Here is a 15,185-nt window from a genome sequence, read left to right as displayed (position 1 = left end):
GTGCGCCACCGATGCGCGGGTCGCGGTCCTGGGTGCGGGCCGAGTCGCGGGCGCTCAGCGCGGAGAGAGAGTACCCCGGCTGGTCCGGACCTCCGGAGCGGGGGCGGGCACGGGGTGGTGCGCCGAGGGAGCGGAGGGCGCGGACGCACCGGATCCAGGGTCCTTCTGACGTATCTCCGTCAGCCGCGGAGATCCGTCGGAGGGGCCCTGGCCCCGGCGGAGTGCGGGCGAGGGGGCGTCAGGCCCAGTCGGAGTAGCTGGGGTAGACGCCGAAACCCTCGGGCCCGGAGTTCCGGTCGGGGACGCCGTCGAGGTCCTCGGCGAGCAGACTCCAGACGATGAGGTCGGTGCGCATATCGGTCCAGCCGCCGTCCTCCGTCTGGGTGCGGGCTATCCAGGCGTTGCGCAGCACGCCCTCGCTGATACAGCCGATCTTCTGGGCGACCTGCTGGGAGGCGGTGTTGCCGGCGGCGGTGCGCAGCTCCAGCCGCTCGAACTTCTGGTCCTGGAACAGCCAGCGGGCCACGGCCAGCACCGATTCCGAGGCATAGCCCTCACCGCGCGCCCAGGGGGCGGTGATGTAGTGGACCTCGGTGGCCAGCAGCCGCCAGTCGGTGTTGTGCAGATGCACCAGTCCGACCAGCCGCTGGGTGAGGAACTCAGCGACCGCGAAGACGATGCCACGGCCGGTGGTGCGTTCCGCCGGGGCGAGCCGCAGTGCCTGGTCTCTGGCGTCGCCGAGGCTGTACGGGTAGGGCGCTCTGGTCCACGCGATGACGAGTTCGTCGTTCATCATGTCCGCGAGCGCGGGTACGTCCGCTTCCTCGAACGGGCGCAGCACCAGCCGTTCCGTGCTGATGGAGATGTCCGGGAAAGTGGATGTCATGCGCCGCTCCGTAACCGGAAGTCGTTTCGGGATCGTGGAGAGGCCCAGCATGCAGCATCGTGCGGATGAAATGCAGCACGGGGGGTGAATCGGAAGGCTCCGCATCCGGCTGGGGTGCGGATGCGGAGCCTCGGGGATCCGCCGGCGGGTGGAACGTTGGCGTAATTGTTGCGGTGATCACGGCATTGTCGAGGTGATCACGGCCGCGGGGTGCGCGGTACGCCGGGGAGCGGTGTGCCGGGGATCGGAAAGACCGGGGATCAGAAAGACGCCAGTACGGAGCCCTGGTACTTGTCCTTGATGAACTTCTTGACCTCGGGGGAGGTGAGGAGCTTGGCGAGCTTCTTGACGCGCGGGTCGTCCTCGTTGCCCTTCTTCACGGCCAGGAAGTTGGCGTAGGGGTTGTTCTTGGCCGATTCCAGGAGGATGGCGTCCTTGGCGGGCTTGAGGTCCGCCTCGATGGCGTAGTTGCCGTTGATGACCGCGGCGTCCACGTCGTCGAGCGAGCGCGGCAGCTGGGCGGCCTCCAGTTCCTTGAACTTCAGGCCCTTGGGGTTCTCGGCGATGTCCTTGGGGGTGGCCTCGTTGCCGACGCCGCTCTTGAGCTTGATGACGCCGCCCGTGTCCAGCAGCTTCAGCGCGCGGGCCTCGTTGACCGTGTCGCTCGGGACGGCCACGGTGGCGCCCTTCTTCAGCTCGTCGACCTTCTTCACCTTGTGCGAGTAGAGGCCGAGCGGCTCGAGGTGCACGGTGACGACGGGCACGATGTCGGTGCCCTTCTTCTTGTTGAAGTCGTCGAGGAAGGGCTGGTTCTGGAAGTAGTTGGCGTCGACCGAGCCGTCCTGGGTGGAGAGGTTCGGCGTGTTGTAGTCGGTGAACTCTCTGACGTCGAGCTTGAGGCCCTCCTTGTCGGCCAGGTGGTCCTTGACGTAGTTGAGTATCTCCGCGTGCGGGACCGGGCTCGCGGCGACGACCAGGGCGCCGTTCTTGTCGCCGGAGGAGCCGGCGCCGCAGGCGGTGAGGCCGAGGGCGAGCGCGCCGGCGGCGAGGACGGTGGTGACGGTCTTGGTGGTGTTACGCACGAAAAGTGCCTTTCTTCTGGGGCGCACGGATCCGCCACGGGTGCCGAAGCGGGATAGGGACGGGAGGTTGGGGGGACAGGAGGGGGCTCAGGGGACCTTGGTCGGCTCCACGGGTCCGGCCTCCGCGGGTCCGGCCTCTCGCGCCGCCGGGACCGCGGCGGGCTTTCCGGGCCGCTCCTCGGTCGTCGCCCGGCCGCGCAGCAGCACCAGCCGCGGGGCGACCGAGGAGCGGCCGCGGTGCGACAGGGCGCGGGCGGCGAGGTCGCCCGCGAACTGGATGACGGAGATGACCACGGCGAGGATGGCGACGGTGATCCACATCAGGTCGGTCTCGAACCGCTGGTAGCCGTAGCGGACCGCCAGGTCGCCCAGGCCGCCGGCGCCGACCGTGCCGGCCATCGCGGAGTAGCCGATGAGCGCGACGATCGTGGTGGTGGCGCTGGAGATCAGCGCGGGCAGCGACTCGGGCAGCAGCACCTTGCGGACGACGGTCCAGGTGGAGCCGCCCATCGACTGCACGGCCTCCACCAGCCCGCCGTCCACCTCGCGCACCGAGGTCTCCACGAGCCGGGCGTAGAAGGGGATGGCGCCGATGGCCAGGGGCACGATCGCGGCCTCGGGGCCGATGGTGGTGCCCACGATCAGGCGGGTGAAGGAGATCAGGGCGACCATCAGGATGATGAACGGCATCGAGCGCGCGATGTTGACGATCTGCCCGACGACCTTGTTCACCACGACGTTCTGGAGCACTCCGCCCCGGTCGGTGAGGACCAGCAGCACGCCCAGCGGCAGTCCGCCGACGACGGCGATCAGCGCCGACCAGCCGACCATGTAGAGGGTGTCCCAACACGCCTGTTCCAGCAGGGGCTCCATCTCGGACCAGGTCACTTGGCGCCCTCCTTGAGCAGCGGGGTCGGGTTCGCGCGCGGGCCGTCGGCGACCCCCGCCACATCGACCTGGAGGCCCTGCTCGCGCAGGAAGCCGATCGGGACGACGTTCTCCTCGAACCGGCCGGGCAGCTCGATCCGCATCCGGCCGACCTGGTGGCCGCCGACGGTCTCCATCGCGGCGCCCAGGATCGAGATGTCGATGTTGTACGTACGGGACAGCTGGGAGATGACCGGCTTGGTGGCCGCCTCGCCCTGGAAGGTGAGGTCCACGACGGTGCGGTCCTCGCCCGAGGGCACCCCGCCGACCGGGAAGAGCGCCTGGGCCAGCTCGGAGCCGGGCGTGGCCAGCAGCTCGGTGACCTTGCCGGACTCCACCACCCGCCCGTCGCGCATCAGCGCGGCCGAGTCGCAGATGGTCTTGACGACGTCCATCTCGTGCGTGATGAGCAGCACGGTCAGGCCCAGCTGCTCATTGAGGTCGCGCAGCAGCTGGAGGATCGAGCGGGTGGTCTCGGGGTCGAGCGCGGAGGTCGCCTCGTCCGACAGCAGCACCTTGGGGTCGCCGGCCAGTGCGCGGGCGATGCCGACGCGCTGCTTCTGGCCGCCGGACAGCTGCGCCGGGTACGCCTTCGCCTTGTCGCCCAGACCCACCAGGTCCAGCAGCTCCAGGGCCTTGCGGGTGCGCTCCTTGCCGGAGATGCCGAGGATCTCCAGGGGCAGCTCGACGTTGTCCCGCACGGTGCGCGAGGAGAGCAGGTTGAAGTGCTGGAACACCATGCCGATGCGGCTGCGCGCCTGGCGCAGCGCGGAGCCCGCCCTTTGTCCCCGCCCGGCGAGCGCGGTGAGGTCCTGACCGGCCACGCTGACCGTGCCGGAGGTGGGGCGCTCCAGGAGGTTGACGCAGCGGATGAGGGTGGACTTCCCGGCGCCGCTCTGGCCGACGACGCCGTACACCTCACCCTCGCGGACGTGCAGATCGACGCCGTCGAGGGCGGTTACCTCGCGGCCTCGTGAGCGGTAGACCTTGGTCAGGTCCGTGGTGGTGATCACAGGGATTCCGTCACTGTTGAGTGCACGGCGGTTGGTGCCGCCGGGCACGGCTCCTTCATTGCGGAACGCGGCAGGGCGAACCCGAGGGCGCGCGGCGTGTGGGCGCGGTTCCGGGTTCCGGTGACGCGGGGCGGGTCCGGTCGGGCGCCATCTGGCGCACGGTCCGGCTCAGCGGGTCTCGCTTCGGGGCGCGAGGCGCGGGCAGGGGCCCTCAGCTGTCACACATTCGACACCGACAACGAGCACCGGGCGCGCGGATCGCCTCGGTCGCAAGGGTGCGGCAGCTCGTCGTGGTCATGGCTGCAAGTAAAGCAGACACCGGTGCGGACCCATCAAGCATGCCCGCATAACGGACACGGCGTATCGGTCCGTGGACGGCTCGGAGGGGCACCGGGGACAACGTTCAGAGGCGGGCGGTGATCTCCACTGCGCCGTCTTCCCCGTCGATCACCCGTGCGGACACGGCCGACAGGTCCTCGACCACGATGTCGGCGGCCAGTTCGCTGCGGTCGGTCGTTGTGGCCAAGGCCACGGTCCGCATCCCGGCCGCGCGGCCCGCCGCGAGCCCGGCCGGGGCGTCCTCGAAGACCACACAGCGCGCCGGGTCGACTCCCAGCCGCTCGGCGGCCAGCAGGAAGGGCTCGGGGTCGGGCTTGCCGCGGGTGATGTCATCGGCGCTGATCAGCGTCTGCGGACGGATTCCCACCTCGACCAGACGGGCCTCGGCCAGCTTGCGGTTGGCCGAGGTCACCACGGCCCAGCGCCCGGCGGGCAGCCCCGCCAGCAGCTCGGCGGTGCCGGGGAGCAGCTTCACCCCGCCCGGTACGTCCGCCAGCTCCAGCTCGTCGATGCGCGCCCGCGCCCAGGGGCGGCGGTCGGCGGGGAGCAGGTCGGCGATGATGTCGTCGGCCGGGCGGCCGTGCAGCTCGACCCGGGCGAAGTCCTCCGCGGCGATCCCGCACTCCTCGGCCCAGCGGGTCCAGCAGCGCAGGACCGAGTCCAGGGACGAGACGAGGGTTCCGTCGTTGTCGAACAACAGTGCGTCAGCGGAGATCTTCATGGGCCGCAGCGTACGTGGGGGCGGGGAACGCTCCGGGGCGCGGGGCCGGGCGCAGCGCGGCCGGCCGGGCCGATTACCCTCGTCCCATGCCTGTCACTCCCTGTGTGCGCCGCCGTCGGGTGCGCCGCCGCACCGCGCGGAGGTCCCGTTGATCGACGCGCTGACGGTCGCGCTCGGTGTGACCGCGCTCCTCCTCGCCGCCTGGTGCGGTTTCGCCACCTACCGGGACCAGCCGACCAAGGACTGGCACTTCATCGGCATGGCCGTGGTGGCCGTGCTGGCGATCGTGCAGCTGATCATAGGAGTGGTGCGGCTGGCGGGCGGTGACGACCCCCAGCAGGGGGTGGCGATCTTTGTGGCGTATCTCATCGGCTCGGCGCTCGCGGTGCCGATCGCGGCGTTCATGTCGCTCGCGGAGCGGACCCGCTGGGGGTCGGCGACGGTCTCCGCGGCGGCCGTGGTGCTGGCCGTGCTCGAGGTGCGGCTGTACGACATCTGGGGAGGCGTCGGTGGCTGAGGACACCGGAACGGTTGAGCGGCGCACCGGACTGGGCCAGGGCCCCGGGCGGCTGCTGGTGATGCTCTACGGCGTGTTCACCGTGGCCGCCGCGTCCCGCTCGGTCTACCAGCTGATCGCCCAGTACCACGAGGCCCCGCTCGCCTACATCCTCTCGGCGGTCTCCGCCGTGGTGTACGCGTTCATCACGGTCTCGCTGGTGCGCGGCGGCGAGGGCGCGCGCAAGGCGGCGTTCGTGTGCTGTGCGGCGGAGCTGCTGGGGGTGCTGACCGTGGGCACCTGGACCCTCGCCGACCCCTCGGCCTTCCCCGACCAGACGGTGTGGTCCGACTACGGGATGGGCTATCTGTTCATCCCCGTCTTCCTGCCGGTCACGGGTCTGCTGTGGCTGCGACGGGCCCGGCGGGGCTGACCGGACGCGGCGTCGCGAGGGTTGCGGGGTCCGGTCAGCGCCGCCACGAGCCTGCCGGGGTACCGCCCTGGCCCCCGGTCCTCGATCGCCGGCCGGCCGGGACGGGCTCCCGGCCCGGCCGGCGATCGACCGTGTCAGGCCGCCGCCTAAGCGCTCGCGGCGTACGCGCTGGCCGCGGCGTCCTTCTCCAGGGTGATCAGGCTCAGCCGGCGGTTGACCTCCTCGGTGCCCACCTGGGCGTAGCCGTAACGGCGGTACAGCCGCAGATTGCCCTCGCTGCGGTGGCCGGTGAACAGCCGGTACCGCTTGGCGGCCCGCTCCCCGGCCAGCCGCTCCTCGATCGCGGCGAGCAGCCGCCCGCCCAGGCCGTGCCGCTGCATGCGCGGGTGGACGATCAGCTTGCCGATGGCGGCGGTCCCCTTGTCGTCGACGGCCCCGCGGACCGAGCCGACGACCTCCGCGCCGAGCCGGGCGACGAGCACGCAGCCCTCGCTCAGTTCGGCGCGCAGGTCGTCGAGCGACTCCGTCAGCGGTTCGATGGAGTAGTCGCCGTAGAGCTCCGCCTCGCCCTGGTAGCACAGATACTGCAGCTTCAGGATCTGCTCGGCGTCGTCCGCGGTCGCCGCGGAGATGGTCACGCTCATGCCCATGTGCGCATGCCTCCCCTTTTCTCGGTTCCGCCGGTCGCCTTGAGGGTAGGAGTGCGACCGGGGTTCATGGCCTGGGTGGAGGCGCCGCCGATCGGCGTCCGCCTCCGAGGCGCCGGTTGTCTATCGCTCCTTTCCCCACGGTTCAGGAGCCGCAACCTCCGCCGTGAGCATTCTGCGCAGGCAACTCAGACATCGGGAACGTACCGGCCCCAGACTCCCCTGTGACATTCCCAACTGCCCGGCGATCTCGCGGTACGTGGGATCGGAGCGGGAGAGCATCGCCGCGAGCAGCGCGGGGCAGCGGCCGGGCAGCCGCCGCACCGCCGCGCGCAGCGTCCGGCGGGTCTCCGCGGCCAGCACGGCGTGTTCGGCGGGGCGGGGCTCGGGGCCGCTGGGCGGGCCGCCGCCCACCGGGTCGTACGGCACCTCGCGGCGCGCCCGGCGCCTGACCCCGCGCACCTCGGCCCGTACGGCGCAGCGCAGCCAGCGGGCGGGGTGGGGCGGCGGTCCGGTGTCGCGGGTGCGCTCCAGCAGCCGTAGCCAGACGGCCTGTTCGAGTTCCGCGGGCTCGACGCCGACGCCGTGCGCCTCGGCCGCCGCCTCGGCGGCCAGCAGCGGGCCCAGCTGCTTCACAAGGTCCATGCCGGGCGGGACGAGGCCCGGTCGTGGGGTGGTTGCCGGGGGGCGGTTTCGTCACCCGACCGGGGAAGCCGCGGGGCCGCGCCTTGACGCTCGCGCGGCCCCGCGGTCACTTCTGAGGTGCGTGTGCGTTACTTGCGGAAGTCCGCCGCCGCGAGGAGCGCGGTGTCCGGGTTGTCGGAGAAGATTCCGTCAATTCCGGTCTCGAAGTATGCCTTGAACACTCCGAAGGCGTCACCGTAGGCGTTGGGGTCGCTGCCCCGGCGGAAGTCGGCCGGGAGGAAGGTGTTCTCGGCGCGCACGGTGTACGGGTGCAGGACCAGCCCCGCCGCGTGCGCGTCCTTCACCACGCTGGTCGGCGTGCCGAGCTTGCCGTCGGACGTGCGGGGGATGATGACCGACAAATCAGGGCCGATGCCCTGGGCGTAGCTCGCGATCCACTTCAGTCCCTCGGGCCCCACCAGGTCACGGACCGTACGCGGGTCGTTCGCCTCGACGAAGTCCCAGGGCCTGCTGTCGATGGTGGACAGCAGCACGACCGCCGGGGTGTCGACCAGCTTGCGCAGCCGCTGGATGCTGCTCGGCTCGAAGGACTGGAGGAACAGCGCCGCGTCCTTCTTGTGCCGGCCGTACCGGCGCAGCAGCTTGGCCAGCGGCTCCTCGAGGCCGAGCCCGAGCTTGCGGAAGTAGGTGGGGTGCTTGGTCTCCACGTACAGCCAGACCCGGCGGCCCCGCTTGCGGCCCTCGCGGTCGGCCCACTGGAGCACCTCTTCAAAGGTGGGCACCTCCCAGCGGCCGTCGTAGAGGGTGTTGTGCTGACGGGTGCCCGGGATGCGCTCCTTGGCGCGCAGCGTCTTCAGCTCGGCGAGGGTGAAGTCCTCGGTGAACCAGCCGGTGAGCTTCGTGCCGTCGACCGTCTTGGTGGTCTTGCGGTCGGCGAACTCCGGGTGCGAGGCGACGTCCGTGGTGGCCGTGATGTCGTTCTCGTGACGGCAGACCAGATGGCCGTCCTTGGTGGGGACCAGGTCCTGCTCGACGATGTCCGCGCCCATGTCCAGGGCGAGCTGGTACGAGCCGAGGGTGTGCTCGGGCCGGTAGCCGCTGGCGCCGCGGTGGCCGATGACGGTGGGCACCGGCAGCTCACGGTTCCGGCCGGGCGCGCCCGAGGCGGCGCCCGCCTCCGTGCCCGCGGCCGCCGCCGTGCCCGCACCGCCCAGCGCCATCGCTCCCGCGCCGAGGGCCGCGGCCCCCAGGAGGGCGCGCCGTCCGGGCTGTTGCTCCCGTTCCATGAGCACTCCTTGATGTGGTGTTCGACACGGTGTTCACCACCGTGCCCAGCACCTGTTAAATCCGGTCAGAAGACGGGCTGATGGTAGGCGGGAGCGGCTTTCGCGTGGGAGACCTCGGGCGAAACGCGTGGGGAACGTGGGTCAACACTGCGTATCAGGTGGGTGAACCTGGTGTGCGCCGGAGCGCAACCGGCGAGTATCGTCCTCATCGGCGCAACGGTGCGGTACGAGGTTGACGGACCGCACGGCGACGCGCCCCAGAATTTGACCCCGACCGGAGGGCCCGTGTCCCGATTCGCGTTTCTGAAGGCAGTACTCGGTCCGCTGATGCGCCTGATGTTCCGCCCACGGGTCGAGGGGGCCGAGCGCATTCCGGGCTCGGGCCCGGTGATCCTCGCCGGGAACCATCTCACCTTCATCGACTCGATGATCCTGCCGCTGGTCTGTGACCGTCAGGTCTTCTTCATCGGCAAGGACGAGTACGTCACGGGCAAGGGCCTCAAGGGCCGGCTGATGGCCTGGTTCTTCACCGGCGTCGGCATGATCCCGGTGGACCGCGACGGCGGACGCGGCGGCGTCGCCGCGCTGATGACGGGGCGCCGGGTGCTGGAGGAGGGCAAGGTCTTCGGCATCTATCCCGAGGGCACCCGCTCCCCCGACGGCCGCCTCTACCGGGGCCGCACCGGTATCGCCCGGCTCGCCCTGATGACCGGCGCGCCCGTGGTGCCGTTCGCGATGATCGGCACCGACCGGATCCAGCCGGGCGGCAAGGGGCTGCCGCGGCCGGGCCGGGTGGAGGTCCGCTTCGGCGAGCCGCTGGAGTTCACCCGCTACGAGGGCATGGACCGCGACCGCTATGTGCTGCGGGCCGTGACCGACGAGGTGATGAGCGAGGTCATGCGGCTGTCCGGGCAGGAGTACGTGGACATGTACGCCACGAAGGCGAAGTCGGCCGCCTGAGGGGTTCGAGCGCACGCCATACGGCCGCGGCGGTCCGGGTACCGGACCGCCGCGGCCGTATGTCCGGGCCGCCGCGTTTCCCCTTCAGGCCCGCCCCGGCCTGGCCTGGCCGGGGCGCAGCGGGCCGCCGCGATCGAGCACCGGGTCGCCTCAGTCATGCGATCGGGCCACCGCGTTGAGCATCCCGGGCCACCGCGGACCCCCTCCGAGCCCGGCCTGGCCGGGGCGCGGTCGGCCCGCCGCGATCGAGTCGCCAAGTCGCCTCGGCCATACGGCCGGGCCACCGCGCTGGGCATCCCGGGCCACCGGGTTTTCGTTCAGGCCTGGCCCTGCGGAGGTACGGCCGGGCCGTCGCGGTCGAGCCACCGGGTCGCCCCAGTCATGCGATCGGGCCGCCGCGCTGGGCATCCCGGGCCACCGCGTTCCCCCTCCGAGCCAGCCCGCCCGAGGTACGGCCGGCCGCCGCGGTCGAGTCGCCGGGTCGCCTCGGTCATAGCCGCGGGGTCCGGCTAAGGTGCGGTGGCTGGCGGCTGGCGTTCCGGTGAATTGCGGGGCACGGCGGGCCGGCGCGCCGGTGAAGGGTCATGGTCCGGCGCACAGGCGGAAGATAGGATTCCGCTCCCTGGTGGTCACCGCCGATCCCGGCCGCTATGGTGCCCCGGGTGACCACGATGACCGTGCCCTCCCCCGACTTCGTCATCCTGCGCGGTCGGCGGTTCGCCCTGACCGATTTCGGCGGACCGGGCACCCCGGTTCTGGCCCTGCACGGCCACTTCGGCCGGGGCAGGATGTACGCGCCCCTGGCTGCCGCCCTCGCCCCCGAACGGCGGGTGATAGCCCTCGATCAGCGGGGCCACGGACTGACCGGTGGCGGCGGCCCGTTCACGCTGGACGAGTACGTGGCCGACGCGGCCGCGCTGCTGCGGGAGCTGCGGCTGGGCCCGGTCCCGGTCGTCGCCCACTCCACCGGCGCGGTCGGCGCGTACGCCCTCGCCGCCCGCCATCCGGATCTGGTGAGCGCGCTTGTCGTCGAGGACATCGGCGCGGTGACGGGCCGTCCGGTGGTCAGCCATCCGGTGCTCGACGTCTCCGGCTGGCCGACCTGGGCCGTGGACCGGGAGAACCTGCGCGCCGCCATCGAGTCCCGGGGCATCCCGGACGCCTCGTACTTCCTGGACAGCGCCGAACCGGACCCCACGGGCGGCTGGCGGCTGCTGTTCGAGCCCAGCCACATGATGGCGTCCCAGCAGGCCATGTGCGGTGACTTCTGGGACGACTGGCTGGGCTCCACCTGCCCCGCGCTGCTGATGCGCGGCGAGCACAGCCCGCTGCTGCCGCCGGGCCACGCCCACGAGATGGCCACCCGTCGCCCCAACACGCGGCTGCGCGAATTCGCCGGGTGCGGTCACTGGATCCATGACGACGCGCCGCGCGGGTACGCCCGCGCGGTCCGGATGTTCCTGAGCGCGCTCTAGCCCCCGCGTCTCCCCCGTCCCCTCGCACGCCCTGCTCGGCATCGCCGGGCCGGGGGACCGACGGCCCCGGCGGGGGCTCAGGACCAGGGCAGTTCGGAGCGGTGTCGCCAGTAGCCTTCGGCGGGTTCCGCCAACCGCTGAAGCTCGCTCACCTGACGCTCGTCCAGGCTCAGGCCGGCGGCGGCCAGATTGGCGTGCAGCTGGGCCGTGGTGGCCGCGCCGGAGAGGACGACGGTCACCCACGGGCGGTGCAGGACCGCGGCGAGGGCGACGGCGTCGGGGGTGACGCCGGTCTCCTCGGCCACCTCGCGCAGGGCCGCCGGCAGCCGCTCGCCGGCGGCCTCGGTGAGCCGGCCGTTGGCCACGGCTTCCTTGACGATGACCGCCCGGCCCGCCTGATGGGCCTCGGCCAGTGCCGCCCCGGCCGAGGGCTCCAGCAGGTTGTAGGTGCTCTGGATGGTGCGGAAGAGCGGCCGGCCGTCGACCTCCACGGCCAGCGCGGCGCGGATCGCCTCGGCCTGACGCGGACCGCTGGTGGACACGCCGACCGTCACCCCCTCCGCGGCCAGCGCCGCCAGCCGGGTGTGCAACTCGCGGTCGGTGAGGGCCGGGCTCTCGGGGGTCACCGAGTGGATCTGGTACAGGTCCAGCCGGTCGCCGAGCAGCGCGTCGGTCAGCCCGCGCTGCCGCTCGAAGAGCTCGACGCCGTGGTCCTTGACCTCATGGGTCTCGGCGTCCGTACGCCAGTCCGCGACGTACGTATAGCCCCACTTGGAGCCGACCACCACGTCCCGCGCGGCGTCCGGCCGGTCGCGCAGCCAGTCGGCGAGGAACTCCTCGGCCCGGCCGTAGGAGCGCGCCGCGTCCAGATAGCGCACGCCGGCGGCGTAGGCGGCGTCCAGCAGCTCATGGCTGCGCTGCCGCATCACCTCGACCGGGCGCTCGGCCGGGAGGTCCTGGTCCCGGCCGAGGTTGATGTAGGCGGGACGGCCGACCGCGGCCAGGCCGAGCCCGATCCGGGCCGCCCCCGCCTCAGGGGTGGCGATCTCCGCAAGACGTTCGAAACCCATGGTGCCGTCCCCACCTCTCCCGTTCAGCGCTTGGCGCCGGCCCACTCGTACTGGGCCGCCAGATCCTCCTTGACCTCCGCGAGCTGGGCCCGCACCGCCTCCGGGGCGGTGCCGCCGCGGCCGCTGCGCGCGGCCAGCGCGCCCGGCACGTTGAGGACGCCGCGGACCTCGGGCGTCAGATGCGGGGAGATCTTCGCGAACTGCTCATCGGTGAGCTGGTCGAGCTCGATGCCCGTCCGCTCGCACTCCTTGACGCACGCGCCCGCGACCTCGTGCGCCACCCGGAACGGCACACCCTGCCGCACCAGCCATTCGGCGATGTCGGTGGCCAGCGAGAACCCGGCCGGGGCCAGCTCCTCCATGCGCTCGCGGTTGACGGTCAGCGTCGCCATCATCCCGGTGAAGGCCGGGAGCAGCACCTCCAGCTGATCGCAGGAGTCGAAGACCGGCTCCTTGTCCTCCTGGAGGTCGCGGTTGTACGCGAGCGGCAGGGCCTTGAGCGTGGCCAGCAGCCCGGTGAGGTTGCCGATCAGCCGGCCGGACTTGCCGCGGGCGAGCTCCGCGATGTCCGGGTTCTTCTTCTGCGGCATGATCGACGAACCGGTGGAGAAGGCGTCGTGGAGGGTCACGAAGGAGAACTCCTTCGTGTTCCAGATGATGATCTCCTCCGCGATCCGCGACAGATCGACGCCGATCATCGCGGTGATGAACGCGAACTCGGCGACGAAGTCACGGGAGGCCGTGCCGTCCAGCGAGTTGGCGGACGAACCCCGCTCGAAGCCGAGGTCGGCCGCGACCGCCTGCGGGTCGAGGCCCAGCGAGGACCCGGCCAGGGCGCCCGAGCCGTACGGCGAGACGGCGGTGCGCTCGTCCCACTGCCGCAGCCGCTCCGCGTCCCGCGACAGCGCCTGCACATGGGCGAGGACGTGGTGGGCGAAGAGCACCGGCTGGGCGTGCTGGAGGTGGGTGCGGCCGGGCATCGCGACGTCGGGGTGCGCCTCCGCGAGCCCCACCAGGGCCTGCTGGAGGTCGGCGATCAGCCCGCCGATGATCCGGGCGTGGTCGCGCAGATACATCCGGAAGAGGGTGGCGATCTGGTCGTTGCGGGACCGTCCGGCCCGCAGCTTGCCGCCGAGGTCCGGGCCCAGCCGCTCCAGCAGACCGCGCTCCAGGGCGGTGTGGACGTCCTCGTCGGCGATGGTGCCGGTGAACGCGCCGGAGGCGACGTCGGCCTCCAACCGGTCCAGTCCCGCCAGCATCCGCTCCAGCTCATCGGCGGTGAGCAGCCCCGCCGAGTGCAGCACCCGGGCGTGGGCGCGGGATCCGGCGATGTCGTACGGCGCCAGGCGCCAGTCGAAGTGCACGGAGGCGCTGAGCTTCTCCAGTGCCTCGGACGGCCCGTCGGCGAAGCGGCCGCCCCAGAGCCGGACGTCACCGCTGTTGCCGTTGCTCACGCTGTTGCTCCTCAGGCTGTGGGGTGGTGCTGTGCGGGTGATGCTGTGGTTGGTGTTGCGGGTGGTGCTGTGGGTGTACGACCGCCTTCCCGCCGTGCGGCGGGAAGGCGAGGTGGTCCGTGATGGTACGCGGATACGCGGGCTACTGCTGGAGGTCCCGCTTCGCGGCGATCTTGCTGGACATGCCGAAGGTCTCGATGAAGCCCTTTGAGAGGGACTGGTCGAAGGTGTCGCCGGTGTCGTAGGTCGCCAGGTTGAAGTCGTACAGCGACTGCCGCGACCGGCGCCCGGTGGCCACGGCCCGGCCGCCGTGCAGGGTCATCCGGATCTCGCCGGAGACCTGCTCGTTCGCCTCGGCGATGAATCCGTCCAGCGCCCGCTTGAGCGGCGAGAACCACAGTCCGTCATAGACCAGCTCGCCCCACCGCTGCTCGACCTGCCGCTTGTAGCGGGCCAGCTCGCGCTCGACGGTGACGCTCTCCAGCTCCTGGTGGGCGGTGATCAGCGCGATGGCGCCGGGGGCCTCGTAGACCTCCCGGGACTTGATCCCCACCAGCCGGTCCTCGACCATGTCGATCCGGCCGACACCCTGGGCACCCGCCCGCTCGTTGAGCCGCTGGATGGCCTGGAGCACGGTGACCGGCTCGCCGTCGATCGCGACCGGGACGCCCTTCTCGAAGGTGATGATCACCTCGTCGGCCTCGCGCGGGGTGGCCGGGTCGGAGGTGTACTCGTACACGTCCTCGATCGGCGCGTTCCAGATGTCCTCCAGGAAGCCGGTCTCCACGGCCCGCCCGAAGACGTTCTGGTCGATCGAGTACGGGGACTTCTTGGTGGTCGCGATCGGCAGGCCCTTGGCCTCGCAGAAGGCGATCGCCTTGTCCCGGGTCATCGCGTAGTCCCGGACCGGCGCGATGCAGGTCAGATCCGGTGCGAGGGAGGAGATGCCCGCCTCGAACCGCACCTGGTCGTTCCCCTTGCCGGTGCAGCCGTGGGCGACGATCCCGGCGCCGTGCTTGCGGGCGGCGGCGACCAGGTGCTTCACGATGGCGGGCCGCGACAGGGCGGAGACCAGCGGATAGCGGTCCATGTACAGCGCGTTGGCCTTGATCGCCGGAAGGCAGTACTCCGTGGCGAACTCGTCCTTCGCGTCCGCGACCTCCGCCTCGACCGCCCCGCAGGCGAGCGCGCGCTTACGGATGACGTCCAGGTCCTCGCCACCCTGGCCGACGTCCACGGCGACGGCGATGACCTCGGCACCCGTCTCCTCGGCGATCCAGCCAATGGCGACGGAGGTGTCCAGGCCGCCTGAATAGGCGAGTACGACGCGCTCGGTCACGGGTCCCTCCTTACGTTTCATACGGTCGTAGGTATAAGTATGCACTGGGCCGCATGTTTCGTCAAAGCGCCCCAAGAGGGTTGTCCGGCGGGTCGGTGCTGTCACCATGGATGACGCGGAGAGCGCAGCTGTGGACCGAGGGGGAGTCGGGACCCGTGCAGAAGAAGCAGATGATGGTGTTCGGAGCGATCGTGGCGGGGGTCCTGTGGATCAACAACCACGGTGACGGCAACACCCGCGACGGCGAGTCGGACCAGAAGGACCGGTATCCCGTCCACTTCCAGAGCGAGAAGGGCGATAAGAAGGGCGACAAGAAGCAGCCCGAGCCGCGCTCGACGGTGTCCTACCCGATCAAGTTCGATCGTCGGTGAGGCCGGCGGCTCGTCCGGACGGTGGACGTACGGGCGCGGTG

At 71.4% G+C, this 15,185-nt stretch carries 16 protein-coding genes; 5 read left to right on the top strand and 11 right to left on the bottom strand.

Annotated elements, in window-relative coordinates; translation table 11 throughout:
* Positions 1-238: 238 nt before the first annotated feature.
* The 5 genes from PS467_RS33490 to PS467_RS33470 all read right to left on the bottom strand — a co-directional run bounded on the left by PS467_RS33490 (position 239) and on the right by PS467_RS33470 (position 4,968).
* Positions 239-886 (bottom strand): GNAT family N-acetyltransferase, encoded by a 648-nt coding sequence (locus PS467_RS33490; RefSeq protein WP_311038354.1) that lies wholly within the window; start codon positions 884-886, stop codon positions 239-241.
* Positions 887-1,146: 260 nt separating this feature from the next.
* Positions 1,147-1,968 carry a MetQ/NlpA family ABC transporter substrate-binding protein gene (locus PS467_RS33485; protein ID WP_311038353.1) on the bottom strand — a complete coding sequence of 274 codons (822 nt, stop codon included), beginning with the start codon at positions 1,966-1,968 and terminating at the stop codon, positions 1,147-1,149.
* 87 nt (positions 1,969-2,055) lie between these two features.
* Complete coding sequence (locus tag PS467_RS33480; protein ID WP_311038352.1) at positions 2,056-2,856, bottom strand: methionine ABC transporter permease; 801 nt, start codon at positions 2,854-2,856, stop codon at positions 2,056-2,058.
* Positions 2,853-3,908 carry a methionine ABC transporter ATP-binding protein gene (locus tag PS467_RS33475; RefSeq protein WP_311038351.1) on the bottom strand — a complete coding sequence of 352 codons (1,056 nt, stop codon included), beginning with the start codon at positions 3,906-3,908 and terminating at the stop codon, positions 2,853-2,855. Before PS467_RS33475 ends, PS467_RS33480 begins: the two co-directional genes overlap by 4 nt.
* 403 nt (positions 3,909-4,311) lie before the next feature.
* Complete coding sequence (locus PS467_RS33470; protein ID WP_311038350.1) at positions 4,312-4,968, bottom strand: HAD-IA family hydrolase; 657 nt, start codon at positions 4,966-4,968, stop codon at positions 4,312-4,314.
* A 148-nt stretch (positions 4,969-5,116) separates the two neighbouring features.
* On the opposite strand from PS467_RS33470, the gene PS467_RS33465 reads away from it, so the two are divergent.
* Together PS467_RS33465 and PS467_RS33460 are read left to right on the top strand one after the other, a co-directional pair.
* The gene (locus PS467_RS33465; RefSeq protein ID WP_311038349.1) at positions 5,117-5,485 is read left to right on the top strand and encodes a hypothetical protein; all 369 of its coding nucleotides are present in this window, start codon (positions 5,117-5,119) and stop codon (positions 5,483-5,485) included.
* Positions 5,478-5,897 (top strand): hypothetical protein, encoded by a 420-nt coding sequence (locus tag PS467_RS33460; RefSeq protein WP_268975424.1) that lies wholly within the window; start codon positions 5,478-5,480, stop codon positions 5,895-5,897. The genes PS467_RS33465 and PS467_RS33460 overlap by 8 nt, the downstream gene beginning before the upstream one ends.
* A 146-nt stretch (positions 5,898-6,043) precedes the next feature.
* Here PS467_RS33460 and PS467_RS33455 read toward each other — a convergent pair whose 3' ends face one another.
* The 3 genes from PS467_RS33455 to PS467_RS33445 all read right to left on the bottom strand — a co-directional run bounded on the left by PS467_RS33455 (position 6,044) and on the right by PS467_RS33445 (position 8,475).
* The gene (locus tag PS467_RS33455) at positions 6,044-6,547 is read right to left on the bottom strand and encodes a GNAT family N-acetyltransferase (protein ID WP_268975423.1); all 504 of its coding nucleotides are present in this window, start codon (positions 6,545-6,547) and stop codon (positions 6,044-6,046) included.
* A gap of 120 nt (positions 6,548-6,667) precedes the next feature.
* On the bottom strand, positions 6,668-7,189 hold the full coding sequence (locus tag PS467_RS33450; protein ID WP_268975422.1) for a sigma-70 RNA polymerase sigma factor region 4 domain-containing protein: 522 nt from the start codon (positions 7,187-7,189) through the stop codon (positions 6,668-6,670).
* Between the two features lie 128 nt (positions 7,190-7,317).
* Positions 7,318-8,475 (bottom strand): glycerophosphodiester phosphodiesterase, encoded by a 1,158-nt coding sequence (locus tag PS467_RS33445; protein ID WP_311038348.1) that lies wholly within the window; start codon positions 8,473-8,475, stop codon positions 7,318-7,320.
* A gap of 285 nt (positions 8,476-8,760) precedes the next feature.
* On the opposite strand from PS467_RS33445, the gene PS467_RS33440 reads away from it, so the two are divergent.
* Both PS467_RS33440 and PS467_RS33435 read left to right on the top strand, forming a co-directional pair.
* Positions 8,761-9,435 (top strand): lysophospholipid acyltransferase family protein, encoded by a 675-nt coding sequence (locus PS467_RS33440; RefSeq protein ID WP_432280671.1) that lies wholly within the window; start codon positions 8,761-8,763, stop codon positions 9,433-9,435.
* Between the two features lie 671 nt (positions 9,436-10,106).
* Positions 10,107-10,910 (top strand): alpha/beta fold hydrolase, encoded by an 804-nt coding sequence (locus PS467_RS33435; RefSeq protein WP_268977206.1) that lies wholly within the window; start codon positions 10,107-10,109, stop codon positions 10,908-10,910.
* 77 nt (positions 10,911-10,987) lie between these two features.
* Here the strand turns inward: PS467_RS33435 and PS467_RS33430 are convergent, their stop codons facing one another.
* The 3 genes from PS467_RS33430 to PS467_RS33420 all read right to left on the bottom strand — a co-directional run bounded on the left by PS467_RS33430 (position 10,988) and on the right by PS467_RS33420 (position 14,773).
* On the bottom strand, positions 10,988-11,980 hold the full coding sequence (locus PS467_RS33430) for an aldo/keto reductase (RefSeq protein WP_311038347.1): 993 nt from the start codon (positions 11,978-11,980) through the stop codon (positions 10,988-10,990).
* A 23-nt stretch (positions 11,981-12,003) separates the two neighbouring features.
* On the bottom strand, positions 12,004-13,434 hold the full coding sequence (gene argH, locus PS467_RS33425) for an argininosuccinate lyase (protein WP_268975419.1): 1,431 nt from the start codon (positions 13,432-13,434) through the stop codon (positions 12,004-12,006).
* A gap of 142 nt (positions 13,435-13,576) precedes the next feature.
* The gene (locus PS467_RS33420; RefSeq protein ID WP_311038346.1) at positions 13,577-14,773 is read right to left on the bottom strand and encodes an argininosuccinate synthase; all 1,197 of its coding nucleotides are present in this window, start codon (positions 14,771-14,773) and stop codon (positions 13,577-13,579) included.
* 110 nt (positions 14,774-14,883) lie between these two features.
* Between PS467_RS33420 and PS467_RS33415 the strand changes: the two genes are divergently transcribed.
* Positions 14,884-15,144, top strand: a complete 261-nt coding sequence (locus tag PS467_RS33415) for a hypothetical protein (protein WP_311038345.1) — start codon at positions 14,884-14,886, stop codon at positions 15,142-15,144.
* Positions 15,145-15,185 lie beyond the last annotated feature (41 nt).

This window comes from Streptomyces luomodiensis (genome assembly GCF_031679605.1).
Taxonomy (GTDB): Bacteria; Actinomycetota; Actinomycetes; order Streptomycetales; family Streptomycetaceae; genus Streptomyces; species Streptomyces luomodiensis.
This window is presented reverse-complemented; position numbering and strand designations above follow the sequence as displayed.

What these genes read in the sequence shown, in the direction of transcription:
- PS467_RS33490 (WP_311038354.1), bottom strand. Translation starts at nt 886, where the DNA reads ATGACATCCACTTTCCCGGACATCTCCATCAGCACGGAACGGCTGGTG.
- PS467_RS33470 (WP_311038350.1), bottom strand. Translation starts at nt 4,968, where the DNA reads ATGAAGATCTCCGCTGACGCACTGTTGTTCGACAACGACGGAACCCTC.
- PS467_RS33455 (WP_268975423.1), bottom strand. Translation starts at nt 6,547, where the DNA reads ATGGGCATGAGCGTGACCATCTCCGCGGCGACCGCGGACGACGCCGAG.
- PS467_RS33450 (WP_268975422.1), bottom strand. Translation starts at nt 7,189, where the DNA reads ATGGACCTTGTGAAGCAGCTGGGCCCGCTGCTGGCCGCCGAGGCGGCG.
- PS467_RS33445 (WP_311038348.1), bottom strand. Translation starts at nt 8,475, where the DNA reads ATGGAACGGGAGCAACAGCCCGGACGGCGCGCCCTCCTGGGGGCCGCG.
- PS467_RS33435 (WP_268977206.1), top strand. Translation starts at nt 10,107, where the DNA reads ATGACCGTGCCCTCCCCCGACTTCGTCATCCTGCGCGGTCGGCGGTTC.
- PS467_RS33430 (WP_311038347.1), bottom strand. Translation starts at nt 11,980, where the DNA reads ATGGGTTTCGAACGTCTTGCGGAGATCGCCACCCCTGAGGCGGGGGCG.
- PS467_RS33415 (WP_311038345.1), top strand. Translation starts at nt 14,884, where the DNA reads ATGACGCGGAGAGCGCAGCTGTGGACCGAGGGGGAGTCGGGACCCGTG.